The following is a 16,838-nucleotide window of genomic DNA, read 5'->3' as shown; positions in this document are numbered from 1 at the left end:
TAGGCCTATAGCCACTTGGCACAACTTTATTGCTCCCTTAAACTCAAACAATATCAACCATGAGCAACAAACTAATTGCCGAAACACAGATAACCATTCACGCACCAGCCGCAGAAGTTTGGAAGGCCATTACCACGCCCGCTACCGTAAAGAAATACCTGATGAATACAACCATAAAAACTGATTGGAAAGAGGGAAGCGCTATAAGCTATGAGGGTGAATATGAGGGCAAGGCATATAAGGACAAGGGCGCCATACAGAAAGTAGAAAGAACAAACTATTCCAGAGTACTTACTGGAGCTCAATGGGTGGCAAAGAAGATAAGCCTGAGAACTATAATGTAGTGACCTACAAGCTAAAAGAGGTAGACGGTAAGACTATAGTGACCCTCACGCAGGATAACGTAAAAGATGAAAAGGAAAAGGAACATGCCACCGGCAACTGGAAGATGGTGCTTGGTAAGCTAAAGGAAGTAGTAGAAAATATGGATTGAGCGGCGAGGTTGCTCGATTAATCGATACCCTGCTCTGTTAACCCGGCTGATATAATCCCGGTTATCTATTTCTGCCTTTCATAATCAGAGTCTTTAATTTCTATCCTGCTTGATAGGTGCGATGGTAGTGCAGCTACTGCTGTGCGTAGCTGTGCAATACCTGCTTTCTGCGTAGCTCCGTCTGCGATATAATAAAGGCAATTGCGATAGAGGTAGAAGATAAGTAGCCTGTTATAGTCATCCAGTTCTCTGTCGCTGATCATTTCCGCCATCAATGTTTCTATCTCGGTTATTTTATTCGACTCTGCCAGTGCCCTCCCCAGCCTTCCTATTGATCCGAAATAGTGGTTGCCGGATGGGTTTTCTATTCTCAGTGATATACCCATCATCAGGGAATTGACATCAAACTCCAATTGTTCCAGTTCCCTTATATAAGTCTTACGTCGTCCGTAGGCGTAGCTGCCATCGGATACTCTTGCAAACCTGTCGTTCATTATATCCAGATGCGCTCTCAAGAATATATCCCAGTTCACAGTTTCCGCTGAAAGACGGGCAATAGCTAAGGCATGCGATCTCGGACGACTATCCTGGCTGCAACCGCCTACAACTATCCTGTTTCGTTTCAGTTGTAGTGCATTAGACTTAGTGTCATACAGTTCAGCCCAACGTTCCAGGTCAGCATCTGAGTTGCCGATCTTTATGGCATCAGCAATAGCGTTTTTGAGCAAACTGATAAAGTCCGGATTTTTGCCAAGTGTAGCATCTACAATTGAATCCTTATCATACAACCACCTGTAGTAAGCCTTGTAATATAATGAGTCTGCTTTATACTGCTTCTTTTCGGGCATAGCGGTATGTGCAGCCACGTAAGAGCGAAGAGTATCTCCGGCAGAAAGTACTGACGCTTTCTTCTTTTTACTTTCCTCTGCAGGCAACCAGCCTCTCCTGTAATTTTCTCTGGCACTTTCGGTAAAGATCCTGCTGTTTGTATCTATCATACAATCGGCATACTGTATCATACGCGCATATCTGTCTGCCAGTTTTGTTCTTTTAAATTCACTCTCGAAAAAGAATGCCTCCACTTGTTCTCTGTAGTACTTTTGTTTGGTGTTGTATTTATACAGCCATTTTCCTTTCAAATCTTTATTGAATAATGTCGTATCTGTAAAACTAAGTGAGGGGCCATAGTCATTTCCCGGCTCAATAGTGGAGAATTGGACAATGCGGTCATTGTCGCCATCGGTTTCTATCGCTCTCAATACCAATAACTGCCGGTGAACCGCAGCCTTAGGGTATTTCTTACAAAAAGCATCGAAGCTGATATTGTTTTCAATGTCCCTTTTCGCTCCTTTTATGTCGCCCGTATCGAGGGTAACAACATTACAGATCGCCTGCGATACGCTATAATAATCTTTCCACGGATCGCACTTTTTGTACTTGAGATTCATAGAGTCAACTATGAAGCGCAGTTCTTTCATAGTTGTATCACTGTATATCAGCCCATTGCTGTACTCCTTAAATTCCTGGGCAAATGAGTTGGCTGTAAATAGTGACAACAGAGCGATAATTGCTATCCGGCGAAACATAAGCGATGGTTTAGATTTAAGATACAAATTGTTTCAAAATCCACAACACGTCCCGGTACACACAAACGTTTGACAGCTGTTTCAAAAGCTGTCAGGTTTATAACGCAAAGTTGATCAAATTGTTGTGTTAATCAGCATTCAGTTGCACAACATCCGGTGCCGACACATACGTACTCGAATAACGGAAGCGGACATTATCGGTAAGTATGATCTTGAACCCTCTCATGTTATCAGGGGCGATCGGAAAGAAGTAAGCTCTGGCTTCAATGGTCTGGAAGACAAGATTTTCATTGCGGACACGTATGCCACCACCTAAGCTTGTGTACAAAGACGACTTGGAATATGGGCCGTGCTCTGGGGTGATGATGGTAAAATCTGCATAAGGAAATGGCGCAAATTTAAAGCCAAGGATCTTGCGCTTTAAATAAAATTCTGTTTCCAGCTGTATGCTCAGGCGGCGCGTGCCATATGCGCTGTCTGACAGGAAGCCTCTTATACCATAGCCATTATCTATGCGCAATTGCGGGTAGGTAACTCTGTTATATAAATGCGTGTAATTGACGTTAACATACTGCCTTATCTTGGTCGTATTCCAGAAGATGATCCGGCTGAATGCAGTTGCGCCTATCAGCATACTTCCATCCTGCACTTTGTTGTCATGCAGGTACGCGCCTGATTTCAGGTAAAGTTGTATGAAGTCGCCGTAGTTGCTGGCAATATAATATTGTACTTTAAATCCGGCGTAAGGACGTTCCAGGTCCAGCTGTTTTTGCCATCCTGCCGTTACAGATATGTTGTATCCATAAGGGAAATCTTCTGTGGTACCAAAGCCATAGATATACTGCGTCTTAAAGTAATCCTGTCTGAAGAAAGTGAACTGGCCAAGTATAGATTGTGTGGTGTTGTAAATAGGGTCGAACCTGTTACCTACTTGTGTTGGTACTTCATGAAAGGCACGATTAGTATATCGCAATGCAAAGAAGCGCCTGTCACGTATGGTATTATTGGTGGCGGTTAGTTTCTTTATCCCAATGCTATAGCCGGCCCATGCATCTATGAGGTCATACCTATACTTAAAGAAGGTCGTATCAGATCCATTGTATATGTTATAAGATTCATTGTGGCTGAGGGTAAGCGCACCTGCGGTGCGGCTATAGGGAGATACCAATTGTTTGCTGAGTGCTATAGATTCAGATGATTCTTCCTCTCTCGTGAGCGGGTTATTGGTCATGGTACTATAGGCAATGGTGCCATCAATAAACGTATGAAAGAGGTTGCCCTTCTTATAGCTACCGCCGTAGCCCACCGCCGGGCTTCTGTTACCAACATACAGTCCGCTGATCTCTACCCGCTGCGCCATACCCGCCAGGTTGGTCTCATAAAGGTTGGCATTCATATGGTCCAGTCCCTGTAGTGCCGCCCCTCCCGCAATACTGAAGAAGTCTTTGGTGTAAATGAGTATGTCTACAGAATCGGGGTATTTCTTTACAGGTTCCACAATAATGCGGGCATCACGTATATACTCCAGTGTACGCAGGTAACGCTCATTATCTGCCAGTTTAAACGCGTTAAGTGGTGTATTCTCTTTAATGAACAGATTGTCTCTGATCACAAATTTGCGCGTGGTCTTGTGAAACCGTTTACCCACCCTGGTACCAAAGCTGTTATCCACCTTGGACGTATCGTCGAAAGACCTGTCGAAATTAAGCGGGTCTATGTAGATGTGGCGGATGATCTTGCCCTGATAGGGCATGTATGGGTCCTCACTTTTCCCGTTTAGCACGCTCTGGTCCGGGCCGGCCTCAGGACTTTTTCTTACCGAATTCATGGCTTGCTGAAAGATATTATTGACAAACTTATTGTGCGTAAAATGAAGTTTATTCAACTTTATACTGTCCAGTCTGCTCAATACCTGCCCATGTGCATTGCCCGAAATGAGCAGCATGCATCCCAGTAATTGCAGTATGTACCGGCACTTAAGGGTCAAAGTAGTATTTCTTAATAATTATAAAGTAATCGTTTATTGAGCAATAGCCTGCCGGTAATTATATAAAAACCGTGCTACAGGTAATAAGCTGCAAGTTTTGTGCCTGATTTAGTTTTCAGGAGGGCTATTTGCATGTTTCTAAAAATAAAAGAAGGGCTGATATTTCAGCCCTTCTAAGAATATATTTTGTCTATGACGGTTATTATTTCTTGATGTTATTCTTAGCGGCGAATTTTTCAAGCATCTTTTTTATTGAAGCCACTTTTTCTTTTACGTTCATCAGGTCATTCGTTATCAGGCTTACATTTTTGTCCATTGTTTCCTTAGGTGTGTATTCGTTGAACTGTTCAAAGTTGGGATATACCTCTGCCACCAGGGTAGACTGGTTTAGTAAAAGCTGGTCTTCCTCATTCATAACAGCTTCGTTCTCGGGTGTAACAACAATATTGGCAACTGATGCACGGCCGCGGCTAATGAAAGAACCGAGTGCTATACGTGCAGGTGCCAGCGCGGTGTAGTTTTTACTGATCGATGCCTGGTCGCGCAGAGTATGCCACTGACTGGTGAGCTTATCCAGTGAGTCATTAACTACTGTTATCTTGCTATAAGTATCCTGTAGCTGTAGTTTTTTCTGAAAACCACATGACGTGGTCATTAAAGTAGCTGCCAGGCAGGAAAGTAGTAAACCGTTACGCATAATCTTCATTTAAGGGCTAAAAATACAATTATTTATAAAAGGTTGGTAGTTACGGCTTTTTATTGCCCTTATTTATTAACGAATTTTTTAAAAGCAGGGCATATAGGGAATTATATTTTGCTGTACGTTTGATAAAAATAAATAAGGACATGCGTAATAATCATGAAATAGACTACCGCATTTTTGGTGAAGAGATGCAGTATGTAGAAGTAGAGCTCGATCCGCAGGAGTCTGCAATAGCAGAGCCGGGCAGCTTTATGATGATGGATGACGGAATACAGATGGATACGATACTGGGCGACGGTGCAGCCCAGAACAGTAGTTTGATGAGTAAGCTGTTCAGTGCCGGTAAGCGCCTGCTGGTAGGGGAGAATTTATTCCTCACGGCATACACCAACATTGGTTATGGAAAGAAGCGCGTATCATTTGCATCGCCATACCCTGGTAAGATCATTGCGCTGGATCTGCAGGTATTGGGCAACAAGGTTATTTGTCAGAAAGATGCATTCCTATGCGCAGCGAAGGGTGTATCTATAGGTATAGAGTTTCAGAAAAAACTGGGCACCGGCCTGTTGGGCGGCGAAGGTTTTATTATGGAAAAGCTGGAAGGCGACGGACTGGCCTTTGTGCATGCCGGTGGCCATGTATTGAGCCGCGACCTGCAGCCCGGTGAAGTGTTGAAGATAGATACCGGTTGTATCGTTGCTTTTACATCAGGTGTGCATTATGACATACAGTTTGTAGGCGGTATCAAGAATACGTTGTTTGGTGGTGAGGGTGTGTTCTATGCAACGCTACAGGGCCCCGGAAGAGTATGGATACAGACATTACCTATCAGCCGCCTTGCGGGCAGAATATTGGCCTATGGTTCAGGCAGCAGAAGGAAAGAAGAAGGCAGTATACTTGGCGGCCTTGGCAACCTGCTGGATGGTGATGGATTTTAATTAGTTGTCGTGGTTAGTGTATTTGATAAAGGCGTACCAATCGGTGCGCCTTTATTATTGAATAGAAAGTCTTGCTTGTTTTATAGTTTTCTGAAAAACAAGGATTAACTACCAGGTTTTTGGTTTTAACCTTTGACTTTTCACTTAGTTTTATACACCCTCATAATTGTTGAGTTCAACACTTTGACCTCATAAAAAATAGTAGGATAGCGGTAGTCTTCCCGGTGGTTGTTACGGAAGTTGGTAATGAAGTAATCGGGGTGCTCGCCCTTATCCACTATCTTGATACGCCGTCTGTCTGCCGGAGTCATTTTCATACTTGCATTACCCAACAACATGGTGGTGCCATTTATCCGTATCGTATCCGATTTGTCGTGATCCAGTATATACTTTACACCTTCACTGTAGGTCACGCCCCAATAGTCAAGATCGTAATTGTTCAGCAGGTACTGGTCTTTATGACTAACAAAATTATTGAAGTAGGCATATTGATGCGGGTGGTTATTGACCATAAAGACCGTGGTGAACACCAACTGGCCCACACAAAGTATATAGACAAATATCCTTGAGCTGGTGTTGTATAATTTATTGATCAGGAATAGCCCCAGCAGCATAAGTGGCGGGTAGGTAAAGTAGAGGTGGCGCCAGTCGTCATAGTTAACAGAGCCAAGCGCTACAACTACCAGCAACGGCCCGGCAAAGCAGGCGAGGTATAAGGCGAAGTTTCTGTTGGTCATATCTGTCAGAAAGCTAACCGGCTTACACAGGAACGTAACAGCGACAGCGACACAACCAGCAATGCCCCCTATCAGCCATACTTCCGGTATAGTCATTGACATCCATACAGGTAGGTAGGAGAGCGGCAGTTTAGATCCCGGAATGTTCTGTCCTTTAAAGTATACCTCTCCTTCCCAGTGCACATGTGCCAATGATGAGAACTGCTCGTGAAAATAGAAGATAGGGTTGCTCCATAGTATAGGCCAGCAGATATATAGCGTTATGCAAAAGCCGGCAGAGAATAGCAGCACTTTCATTAAGATAGCCTTCAATTCTGCCTTGTTCTTCATGTATCGCAATATGTCGAAAGCAACGAAAAACAAGAAGCAGGGAACAAGCAGCACCCCCATTACTCTTATACTAGTAGCATAACCACATGCTGCACCAACCAACAAGTAAAGATATTTCCTTTGTTTGGTATCGGCTGCATGCCATACTGTAAATGCCAGTATGAAGGAAACTAAAAAGGGAATGTCTTTAGAGTTGAAGAAAGAGTGTGCGTATAGCCTCGGATTCAATACCATCATAAGGAATGCCAACGATGCTATGGAGCGGTGATTGAAATGCCGGAAGGCGAGTACATAAAGTGAGAAAGCGCCAAAGAGAAAGAAGATATGCGTTACCAGGTGCCGCATCAGGTATATGTCTCTGAAGTCGGTAAGATGAAACCACTTTTCTATAAATATAAGGGGCATCTCAAAGCCAGTACCCAGGTTGCGGAATTCTATAGTTTTCAAGTTCATGTCTCCCTTGAAAATATAATCATAGGTGACATTGCCAATAATGCGGTGTATAGGTTCATCACAACCCAGCCCATAATCTTTATAGTGCATCAACCCTATGACCAAAAAGATCAGGAAGAGCATAACACCGGGAAAATATTTCTTAATAAAAGACATTCAAAGCGGGTTTTATTAAAAGGTCAATGGCATTTAAAATGTTCAAATGGTTCTTTGCAATCCAGGCACTTGTAGAGTGCCTTGCACGATGTTGGGCCATACCTGCTCACCATCTCGGTATGGGTAGAATTGCAGCGGGGACATTGTATCTCTTCCTCTTCAAACAACCCTAGTGAACTGAATGCTTTCCGGTTGGGTGGCGCTATGCCATACTCTTTTAGCTTTCTTTTCCCGTCTTCCGTCATCCAGTCTGTTGTCCACGCCGGACTAAGCTGCTGGTCTATTGTTATCTGTTTTATACCGTGTCCTGCAAGAGCCATTCGTATGCCTATGGAAATGACATCCATTGCCGGGCAGCCACTGTAGGTGGGTGTGATGGTTACATTAACTGAATTGTCGGTTACTGCTACATTGCGCACTATGCCCAGATCAAGGATAGACAATGCAGGCACCTCCGGATCTTTTACATCCGCCAGCCATTCGTATACTCTTTCCTCATTGACGTCATTCATACCTTCGATTTAGCCAGTGGTTATTGATCCTGCCATTACTAATCATCACTGAATCTGCCGGCCGGATCATCAATTCATCCATTGCCAGACATGGCTGGTCTGCAAAGTTAAGCATCCTACATCTGATATGCCTTGTGGCTGCTGATAATGTGAAATAAGCGTTGCATCGCAACCACACTCCAAAGTTGTCAACACTTTCTATAGAGCGTGCGGGGAATGAATCGATAATTGTATTTTTGCTATTTAGAGCGTACAGCATGCAATCAGGGCTTTTATAATTATCTTCCGGTGTTCTGAACCAGCATGAAAATTCATACAACTGGTTATCTTTTACAGGGGTAAGTGGTACATCACAAATCGTTTCCTTTATTTCCTTTAAGGGCATTGCTCCATCATTGAATGGTGAATGAAAACTCCCCTTACTAAAGTGATCAAAGTAGAAGTTGCCCTTTATTGAATTGGCATTGGTACAACTAAAATGTGCAGAATAATTATAGTAATCATCGTTCTTTTTTATCTGTTCAGGGTAGCACACATATACTGTACAGTGCAGAAAATGCCCAAGCGGCTTAGATAAGTTAAGCAGGTACTGCTGATCTGGATTAAGTGTTGAATAGTCAGTGTGCAGCAGCAGGAATGGCTTATTGCTGTGCAGGTCATTTACCATTGGCTTCTCTGCATACGGACCGCCTGCTATTTTTACCTGCTTAAAAGTTTGCACCCATGAGCTGCGCGACATCATAATGTCTACTACAGGCAGATGTAACTGTATGCCTGCCTTTGCTGCCATAGCAACAGACCACGCGCTTATATTCTCATCGCTGCACACCCATAGCTTTTCGCTGCCAGTGGCGAAGAAGGGCAGTACAAGTATTGATTGAAAAGAGTCTTTGGTATAATTATGCGCGGCGAGAAACTCCTGCCATGAAACTATCTCATCTGGCTTGGCTACAAACTCTCCCCATTGCTTATTGTTAAGTTCACTCTTAGAAAGGAAGATGTTGTAATTGTTGTAGCCTTCCTTCGCAGCATTGCGGGAGCGCTTTAAGTATCCGTTCGTCTCTATTGTCCAAATACCTATTCCAGCTGTGATAATTGCATAAGCGATTGTCTTCTTGTTATTGGCCAGGTAACGGGCATATAATGAGTATATGACCACCGCGCCATAGATGGTAATGATGTAGTAAAATATCCAGCTAAAACGGCCCAGTGTGCGGAATTGACGGAACGCAGAAGCATAATCCAGCAGCCACTCCATATGCCAGATAAAGGGCACGCCCATACCGAACAACAACGCCAATGTAGCCATGATCAGCCAGATAGGTTGGAATGTCGGTGTCAGTAAAGTTGCTGGATCTTTTGATATCAGCTTCCTGATAGCGATAAGCATCGCATACCCAACAGCAAAGATCACGGCTAGCCCAAGGTATATAAATCCTTCACCACCGGCACTTATTTTAGTAAATCGGGTATGATCCTTTACTACCCCCCAGAATGGTGAATATACCGAGCTGAAAATATCTTTAATATGCGTACAGTTGGCCAGCATGCCAAATGGCATTGCGGGGCGCTCTTTGGCAAAAGGGTCCGTTACCTTCATGAATATGCCGAAGAGCACCAATACAGCACCTGTACTTATCAGTAAGGGAAGTACATGCTTTATTTTAGGCCATATCCCGGCCTTGATCGTAAAGAAGTGCCCGAGTGTGTAACCACCAGCCCAAATCAGTGCTACAGCGGCAAAATAGGGGTGCAAGAGTATGCTGATACAACCCATGATGAATATAAAGGCCGGGTACTTCCATTTTCCCGTTAAGTGATATTGTAGGGTGTAATAAAAGAGCATGGGCAGAAAACAGCAGTACGCCAATGCATAGTGGCCCGAAATGCCCATCAACTGCGGACTGCAAAGAGATATCAATGCGGCGAACAACATTGCCGGTAACCACGGCACTTTGAATTGTACAAGGATCTTATAGCAGTACACAATCGATAGAACATAGCTCAGCGATATAGCCCACCACATTATTGTCAGTGCGCTTTCTATAGTTACGTGTCCTTTCAGATAACTCAGTGGAACTGATAATAGTGGCTGACCGTCTGTGTATACAATATGTTCACCATAAGGGTAGTTCATACCGGTGAACCAGAGGCCCATACCATAAAGCGAATGATAGAGGTAGGTAAAGATATTCTTGCCGCCATCGGCACCCAGCTCGGTCATCATATGCCACGGATGGGTAACAATGCCGCCAAGCGCAAAAGTGGTCACTGCTATTGCGAAAACAATAGTAATGAGCAACCCCGTCTTTGACCCTATATTATTCATTCGGTTTCTTTGTCAGCAGCATTGCAAAGTTCAGCAATTCAGGCAGTAATATACGGTAGTTCATCTTGCGGAAGTGTACCTGCTCGTTCAGCGCTACGGGTATCGGGTGTATCGTGTGGTGCCTGCTACCGTAGCAGTTACGCACAAACTCCAGGTCAAACAGGTATCGGTCTATGGTAGTCTTAAGGAATAGTGGCTTTACGGTTTGCTTGAATCCCTTCAATCCGCATTGGGTATCTGTTACCGGTAATGACAGAAAGGTCTTGATCATTGCCCTCAGTGCTTGCGAGATAGCCTTTCGTACGGGTGGTATATGCGTGTAGTAGCTTTCATTCTTTACCCCTATAGCTACATCATGGAAGTCGTTCTTCAGGTCGTTATACACGGCATACATACTCTCTATTGTATACGGGAAATCTATGTCGGTATACAATATGATGTTGCCGGTTGCTGCCGCTACGCCTTGCCTTAATGCATACCCCTTGCCCCTGTTTTCTGCATATTGTATCAGCTTCAGCAGGGGGATGTTTTGCTGCAGGTATATCAGTTGCTCTCCCGTTATTGATTCACTCACACCATCTATTACCATTATCAGTTCTGCCTTGTCATTGATTCGATCGCAGAAGGCAACATAATTGGTATAGACATTTCTCTCCCAGTCCTGTGGCGGGTTGTAACAGGGTAAGATAAGAGATACGTTCATCAGGGAGTACTTATATGTTTATTGTATAACGATATTAACGTGAAATTATTGGTTATAGCCAAATAATTTGCACTGGAAATATTAGCATTACACCACGCGACAGCGTGGACTTTGGCTCTCCCTCTCCCCTTGGAGAGGGCTGGGGTGAGGCTCTATGCGGTTACCATTGCATATTGGGATAGGTACGCTGCATAAACTGTAGTTCAGTAAGCATATAGCCCAGTTCCTCAGTATGAATACCTTTTTTACCACCTTGTTGCATCCATGCACCGGCAGCAGGTAGGGTAAGGGTAGCCTCATCCAGCACTTCATTTACTCTTGCTGTCCACAGGGTTTGTATCTGTTGCAGATTAGGGGCAACACCTTCAGCAGTCATTGCGGCTTCATAATCTGTAGCTACAAATAATTCGCCTGTAAAAGGCCATGTTTCATTGATCGCCAGCTGCATCTTCTCGTGGCTTTCGTCGGTACCATCTCCCAGGCGTATTACCCACTCGCTGCTCCAGCGCAGGTGATACGTTACTTCTTTCAATGATTTTTCGGCTACAGCGGCTATTGTAGCATCTGTGCTTTTGGAAAGCGCTGTGAAGTAAAAGAAATTAAATGCGTCAAAGAAGAAACCACGGGCTACGGTGTAGGCCCAGTCTATGTTGGGGCGCTCTACCAGCAGTACATTCTTGAAATCCCATCCATCACGCAGATAAGCAAGTGTATCTTCATCAATACTTTCTCCGGCTTTTATCTTCTCTTGAATAGCCATTGAGGTAAAGTAGGTCAACTGCTGTTCCTTTGGCAATTGGTTAAACACCTCCGCAGCATATTGATACAGGCTACGCGCACGGCCTACATGGTCCAATGCGGCATTGGTCAGCGCTATGTCCTGTTCCAGTATAGGTCCGTGACCGGTCCATTCGCCCAGGCGTTGTCCAATTATAAGCGCATCATCTGCAAGACGGAGTATGTATGGTAATTTCATAATAAATAAAAGTCAAAAGAACAGCCCAAAAGTATAAAATGCACAGGGATTATAGGAATATGAGGTTTTTTTATTTGTGAATGCCGATATGGATGAAACTAATAAATAGCTGGGCCGTAAAAAGTGTAAATAATACACTTAGTTAACTGTATGCCTATTGTATCGCTTTCATTTCTTCCTTCATTTGGCTACGGTAAAAGAAGTACATAAGAATATAAAAAGGGATACCTACAATAAAGAATATTAATTGATCTCCTTTGGCCAGTTTTTTGCCCATTGCGGTATAAAATTCTGAGTGGCTGATGTAGGCCTTTATAAGGAAAACAATAAAGCTGATATTGAGAATGATGTTTACAATAACTAACGTTTTGGCAATCGCATCGCTTGGCATTGTTATCCAGGGAAGCACGATAATTGATGCAAGCGATAAAGAATAGAGAATAAATGCTCTTTGGGAATTTTGATTGTAGGATTGGTAATATTCTGTTGCATTGTCGTACTGTGTATTAGTAAAGTTGCCGCCGAATATCAAATCGTCTACTGTTAATCCTCGTTCGTTGAGGATAGAGATTGCTGCATTTCTTAACGTATCATCATACCCATATTGCCTGTAGTTCTTTACTACATCAATCAATTTGGCATCAGTTAGTTTGTTTAGAATTTCTGTTTTATTGGTCATAGTGATTGATTATTATTGAAGTATAGAAAATTTACAACAAAAGAAAAATCGGCAAAAAGAGCTTTTTACAAACAAACCCAACAAATCACGCTGGCAAGTAGGTACTGTTTATATATCACCTATTTCAACCACAGATTCTCCTTTTAACAGTAAATCAATTGCTGTTTGAAGGTGTTTAGATAAAATTTCGCTCATCTTCGCATTACTTGTATTACCAACAGTTACCCAAATAATTTGTGGTGGAGGACCATGGTGTTCTAGCAATTGCAAAAAGTCAACATCTTTTGTCATGATAGTTGCCTTTTGTATTTTTGCTTGTTTAAAGATCTCGAAATCAACAGCATCTCTGAGACCAAGATCCCTCAAAGCAAATGCACTGATGCTCTGAAAATTTTGATTGATCCATAAGGCTAATGAAGGCGATAGCTGAGCATCGATCCATATCTGCATAAAATAGAAATTATGCAGCGATTACAGGGTGATCAAAGCGCATACTGGCATATCTCAAAGCTGCTTCAATATCTTCATGCTCCAGGTCAGGAAGCTCTTCCAAAATTTGTTTTTGTGTAAGACCCGATGCCAGCAGGTCTAATATATCAACAACGCGGATTCTCATTCCTCTTATGCAAGGTCTGCCGCCACATTTTTGTGCGTCAACTGTTATACGGTCTTTCCATGAAGTGATATTCATTGTTCTTATTTTACTATATCAAAGGTAAACTTAAGTTGACATATATAAAAACAAACAACCCCAACGAATCTCGTCGGGGTTGTCATTATTCTAAAGCTATTATTGATTAATTCATTCCCTTGCCGTGGCAGTTCTTGAATTTCTTACCACTACCGCAAGGACAATCATCATTGCGGCCGATCTTCGGTCCTGAAACTACTGGCTGGCGCTTTACTTCCTGCTGAGGTTCATTATGCGTCTCGGTATAGTATTCTTCCTGGCCCATTTCTTCATCTACCTTGTTCACGCGCATCTGGCTCATGTCGGTATGCTGAGAAGGGATTTCTATCGCTTCCTGCGGTACTTCCTGCATTGGTATGCCTGCACGCAAAAGGAACGATATGATACTGCCATTTGTTTCAAGCATCATCTGCTTGAACAGGTTGAAGCCTTCAAACTTATAGATCAACAATGGATCTTTCTGCTCGTAAGACGCCATACGCACTGATTGACGCAGATCGTCCATAGCACGCAGGTGGTTCTTCCATGCATCATCTATCATTGCAAGGGTAATGTTCTTTTCCAGTGTCTGTGTTATAGGGTGACCTTCAAACATTACTGCATCTTTCAGCGGAACATACAACTGCATACCACGCAGGCCATCGGTAAACGGAACAGAGATATTATCTATCCTGTCACCATGCTCCTGCAGCAACTGTGCCAGGTTTGGCAGCATATGCTCGCGCAATGCCTGCATCTTTCTGGTGTAGAAATCCTTGACCTGGTTGTATAGTTGTTCTGCTATAACATTAGCATCGCCCTTAGCCATATCGGCATCGCTGATCTCAGGCTCGATAGCCAGGTGCTGCATTACCTCTATGGTAAACGCTTCCTTATCTCTGTTCAGTGCATATTGCTCTGCATAGCTGCTGCAAACCGCATACATGGCATTATCCAGGTCAATAGACAAACGATCGCCAAACAATGCGTGGTTACGACGCTTGTAGATAACATCGCGCTGTGCATTCATTACATCATCATATTCCAGCAAGTTCTTACGAATGCCAAAGTTGTTCTCCTCCACCTTACGTTGTGCACGCTCAATAGACTTAGAGATCATACCATGCTGCAATACTTCACCTTCTTTGTGGCCCATCTTGTCCATCAATGAGGCTATACGCTCAGAGCCGAACAAACGCATCAGGTCATCTTCCAGCGATACGAAGAACTGTGATGTTCCCGGATCTCCCTGGCGACCCGCACGACCACGCAACTGGCGATCCACACGGCGACTTTCATGACGCTCTGTACCTACAATTGCCAGACCACCAGCTTCTTTAACCCCGGGTCCCAGCTTGATATCGGTACCACGACCGGCCATGTTGGTTGCTATCGTAATTGCACCCGGCAAGCCCGCTTCAGCAACTATCTGTGCTTCACGTGAGTGCTGTTTCGCATTCAATACATTATGTGCTATCTTCTTTTGCTGTAGCATACGGCTCAGCAATTCAGATACTTCAACAGATGTAGTTCCCACCAGTACCGGGCGACCCGCCTTGGCCAGTGCTTCTATCTCATCTATCGCAGCCTTATATTTTTCACGCTTGGTCTTGTATACAAGGTCCTGCTGATCTTTACGGATTACATTTCTGTTAGTTGGTATAGTTACCACATCCAGCTTGTATATCGTCCAGAACTCACCTGCTTCAGTTTCCGCTGTACCGGTCATACCCGCCAGCTTATGATACATACGGAAGAAGTTCTGCAAAGTGATCGTAGCAAATGTCTGTGTTGCTGCTTCTACGTTTACATCTTCCTTCGCTTCAATAGCCTGGTGCAGACCATCACTGTAGCGGCGACCTTCCATTATACGGCCGGTCTGCTCATCTACAATTTTTACTTTGCCTTCCATTACCACATACTCAATGTCTTTATCAAACAAAGTATATGCTTTCAGCAATTGCTGCAATGAATGTATACGGTCGGCCTTTACTGCGTAATCCTGCAGTAAAAGATCTTTACGCTGCTTCTTTTCATCAGCAGAAATGGTCAGTTTTTCTATCTCAGCTAACTCGCTGCCTATATCAGGCAATACGAAGAATCCTGCATCTTCGCCGGCACCGGTTATCAGCTGTGTTCCCTTTTCTGTAAGGTCTACACTGTTATTCTTTTCGTCAATAGCAAAGAACAGTTCCGCATCTACCTTAGGCATGTTACGCTGCTGCTCACCAATGAAGTAATTTTCTGTTTTCTGTAGTATCTGCTTGTGGCCTTCTTCGCTCAGGTACTTGATCAAAGCACTGTTCTTTGGCAATCCACGATAAGCACGATACAGGTGCAAGCCACCCGCTTCTTTATCAGTTTTACCTTCTGCTATCAGCTTCTTGGCTTCAGTAAGACTGGCGTTGATGAACCTTCTCTGTGCTTCCATCAGCTTTTCAATACGTGGCTTCAGCATATGAAACTGTTGCTCATCGCCCTTTGGTATTGGTCCCGATATGATCAGCGGTGTACGTGCATCATCTATCAATACACTATCCACCTCATCCACCATTGCATAGTGGTGTTTGCGCTGCACCATTTCTTCAGGGTGGTGTACCATGTTATCACGCAGGTAGTCAAAACCAAATTCGTTATTGGTACCATAAGTGATATCTGCAAGATATGCCTGGCGACGCTCCGGAGAGTTTGGCTCGTGCTTATCTATACAATCGGTTGTCAATCCCAGCCATTCGAATATTGGCGCATTCCACTCCTGATCACGACGGGCCAGATAATCATTCACAGTTACAATATGTACACCTTCTCCTGCCAGTGCATTCAGGTAGGCAGGCAATGTAGAGACGAGGGTTTTACCTTCACCCGTAGCCATTTCGGCAATTTTGCCACTGTGCAGTACTGCACCACCTATCAGCTGCACATCATAGTGTACCATGTTCCAGGTCACTGTGCTGCCCGCTGCATCCCAGGTGTTCTTAAATGTAGATTGGTCACCGTTGATGGTGATATGTGGTCGGTCTATTGCCAGTTCCCTGTCCAGGTCTGTGGCAGTAGAGATCATTTCGGTGTTATTGGTAAAGCGGCGCGAAGTTTCTTTTACCACGGCAAATGCCTCTGCCATTATATCCTTCAGCGCTACTTCTATCTGCTGGTCGCGTGCTTTGATCAGTTTATCTACATCATTATAGATGGCTTCTCTGTCCTGGAAATCTTCCAGCTGGTCTGCTTCCGCTTTTTTATCCGCTATCTGGGCATCTATATCTACAAGATATTCCTTGATGCGTGCCCTGAATTCCTGGGTCTTATTACGAAGCTGATCGTTTGATAACGACGCCATGCCGGCAAAATGTTCATTCACCTCTCCTACAAGGGGTTGAATGAGTTTAACATCTTTATCGGACTTACTGCCACCAAATAATTTAGAAAGAAAACCTATCATTATAAAATGTTATTAAAAGTGCTACCTTAGATTAATTAATTAAAAAGCAGAAAAAGTTTTTTACACTCAAATTGCTGTAGATTTGTATCAAAATCCGTGCTATAGCCATTAACCTGACACGATGACACAGTGGGCGTCAAAACTACG

The 16,838-nt window shown here is 43.7% G+C and carries 14 protein-coding genes and 1 pseudogene; 3 read left to right on the top strand and 12 right to left on the bottom strand.

The window, feature by feature from the left end; genetic code table 11:
- Positions 1-59 precede the first annotated feature (59 nt).
- Positions 60-493, top strand: a pseudogene (locus CJD36_RS13160) (SRPBCC family protein).
- Between the two features lie 65 nt (positions 494-558).
- On the opposite strand, the gene CJD36_RS13150 reads toward CJD36_RS13160, so the two are convergent.
- The 3 genes from CJD36_RS13150 to CJD36_RS13140 form a co-directional block, all read right to left on the bottom strand.
- The gene (locus CJD36_RS13150) at positions 559-2,079 is read right to left on the bottom strand and encodes a hypothetical protein (RefSeq protein ID WP_105039639.1); all 1,521 of its coding nucleotides are present in this window, start codon (positions 2,077-2,079) and stop codon (positions 559-561) included.
- Between the two features lie 127 nt (positions 2,080-2,206).
- Positions 2,207-4,024: a BamA/TamA family outer membrane protein gene (locus tag CJD36_RS13145; RefSeq protein WP_105039638.1), complete on the bottom strand. Its 1,818-nt coding sequence runs from the start codon at positions 4,022-4,024 to the stop codon at positions 2,207-2,209.
- A 244-nt stretch (positions 4,025-4,268) separates the two neighbouring features.
- Positions 4,269-4,763, bottom strand: a complete 495-nt coding sequence (locus tag CJD36_RS13140) for a hypothetical protein (RefSeq protein WP_133162639.1) — start codon at positions 4,761-4,763, stop codon at positions 4,269-4,271.
- A gap of 149 nt (positions 4,764-4,912) precedes the next feature.
- Between CJD36_RS13140 and CJD36_RS13135 the strand changes: the two genes are divergently transcribed.
- The gene (locus tag CJD36_RS13135) at positions 4,913-5,707 is read left to right on the top strand and encodes a TIGR00266 family protein (protein ID WP_105039636.1); all 795 of its coding nucleotides are present in this window, start codon (positions 4,913-4,915) and stop codon (positions 5,705-5,707) included.
- Positions 5,708-5,847: 140 nt separating this feature from the next.
- Here the strand turns inward: CJD36_RS13135 and CJD36_RS13130 are convergent, their stop codons facing one another.
- A complete protein-coding gene (locus CJD36_RS13130) occupies positions 5,848-7,179 on the bottom strand; it encodes an ArnT family glycosyltransferase (RefSeq protein WP_394337888.1) in 1,332 nt (443 codons plus the stop codon).
- On the opposite strand from CJD36_RS13130, the gene CJD36_RS23980 reads away from it, so the two are divergent.
- Positions 7,099-7,458, top strand: coding sequence for a hypothetical protein (locus tag CJD36_RS23980; protein WP_394337887.1), 360 nt, complete (start codon positions 7,099-7,101; stop codon positions 7,456-7,458). The two genes, CJD36_RS13130 and CJD36_RS23980, sit on opposite strands and share 81 nt — an antisense overlap.
- On the opposite strand, the gene paaD is transcribed toward CJD36_RS23980, so the two are convergent.
- The 8 genes from paaD to secA all read right to left on the bottom strand — a co-directional run bounded on the left by paaD (position 7,407) and on the right by secA (position 16,691).
- Positions 7,407-7,895: a 1,2-phenylacetyl-CoA epoxidase subunit PaaD gene (paaD, locus tag CJD36_RS13125; RefSeq protein ID WP_105039634.1), complete on the bottom strand. Its 489-nt coding sequence runs from the start codon at positions 7,893-7,895 to the stop codon at positions 7,407-7,409. The two genes, CJD36_RS23980 and paaD, sit on opposite strands and share 52 nt — an antisense overlap.
- Positions 7,888-10,224 carry a hypothetical protein gene (locus CJD36_RS13120; protein WP_105039633.1) on the bottom strand — a complete coding sequence of 779 codons (2,337 nt, stop codon included), beginning with the start codon at positions 10,222-10,224 and terminating at the stop codon, positions 7,888-7,890. Before CJD36_RS13120 ends, paaD begins: the two co-directional genes overlap by 8 nt.
- A complete protein-coding gene (locus CJD36_RS13115) occupies positions 10,217-10,927 on the bottom strand; it encodes a glycosyltransferase (RefSeq protein WP_105039632.1) in 711 nt (236 codons plus the stop codon). The genes CJD36_RS13120 and CJD36_RS13115 overlap by 8 nt, the downstream gene beginning before the upstream one ends.
- 160 nt (positions 10,928-11,087) lie before the next feature.
- Positions 11,088-11,903, bottom strand: coding sequence for a 1,2-phenylacetyl-CoA epoxidase subunit PaaC (paaC, locus tag CJD36_RS13110; protein WP_105039631.1), 816 nt, complete (start codon positions 11,901-11,903; stop codon positions 11,088-11,090).
- 154 nt (positions 11,904-12,057) lie between these two features.
- Complete coding sequence (locus tag CJD36_RS13105) at positions 12,058-12,582, bottom strand: hypothetical protein (protein ID WP_105039630.1); 525 nt, start codon at positions 12,580-12,582, stop codon at positions 12,058-12,060.
- A 108-nt stretch (positions 12,583-12,690) separates the two neighbouring features.
- Positions 12,691-13,032 (bottom strand): DUF5615 family PIN-like protein, encoded by a 342-nt coding sequence (locus CJD36_RS13100; RefSeq protein ID WP_105039629.1) that lies wholly within the window; start codon positions 13,030-13,032, stop codon positions 12,691-12,693.
- 10 nt (positions 13,033-13,042) lie between these two features.
- Entirely contained in the window at positions 13,043-13,273 is a 231-nt protein-coding gene (locus CJD36_RS13095; RefSeq protein ID WP_105039628.1) for a DUF433 domain-containing protein, read from the bottom strand.
- 106 nt (positions 13,274-13,379) lie between these two features.
- The gene (gene secA, locus CJD36_RS13090; protein ID WP_105039627.1) at positions 13,380-16,691 is read right to left on the bottom strand and encodes a preprotein translocase subunit SecA; all 3,312 of its coding nucleotides are present in this window, start codon (positions 16,689-16,691) and stop codon (positions 13,380-13,382) included.
- Between the last annotated feature and the right edge of the window lie 147 nt (positions 16,692-16,838).

The organism is Flavipsychrobacter stenotrophus, assembly GCF_002954265.1.
GTDB classification, from domain to species: domain Bacteria; phylum Bacteroidota; class Bacteroidia; order Chitinophagales; family Chitinophagaceae; genus Flavipsychrobacter; species Flavipsychrobacter stenotrophus.
The sequence above is the reverse complement of the archived record's forward strand: the minus strand, read 5'-3'. Positions and strand labels throughout refer to the sequence as shown.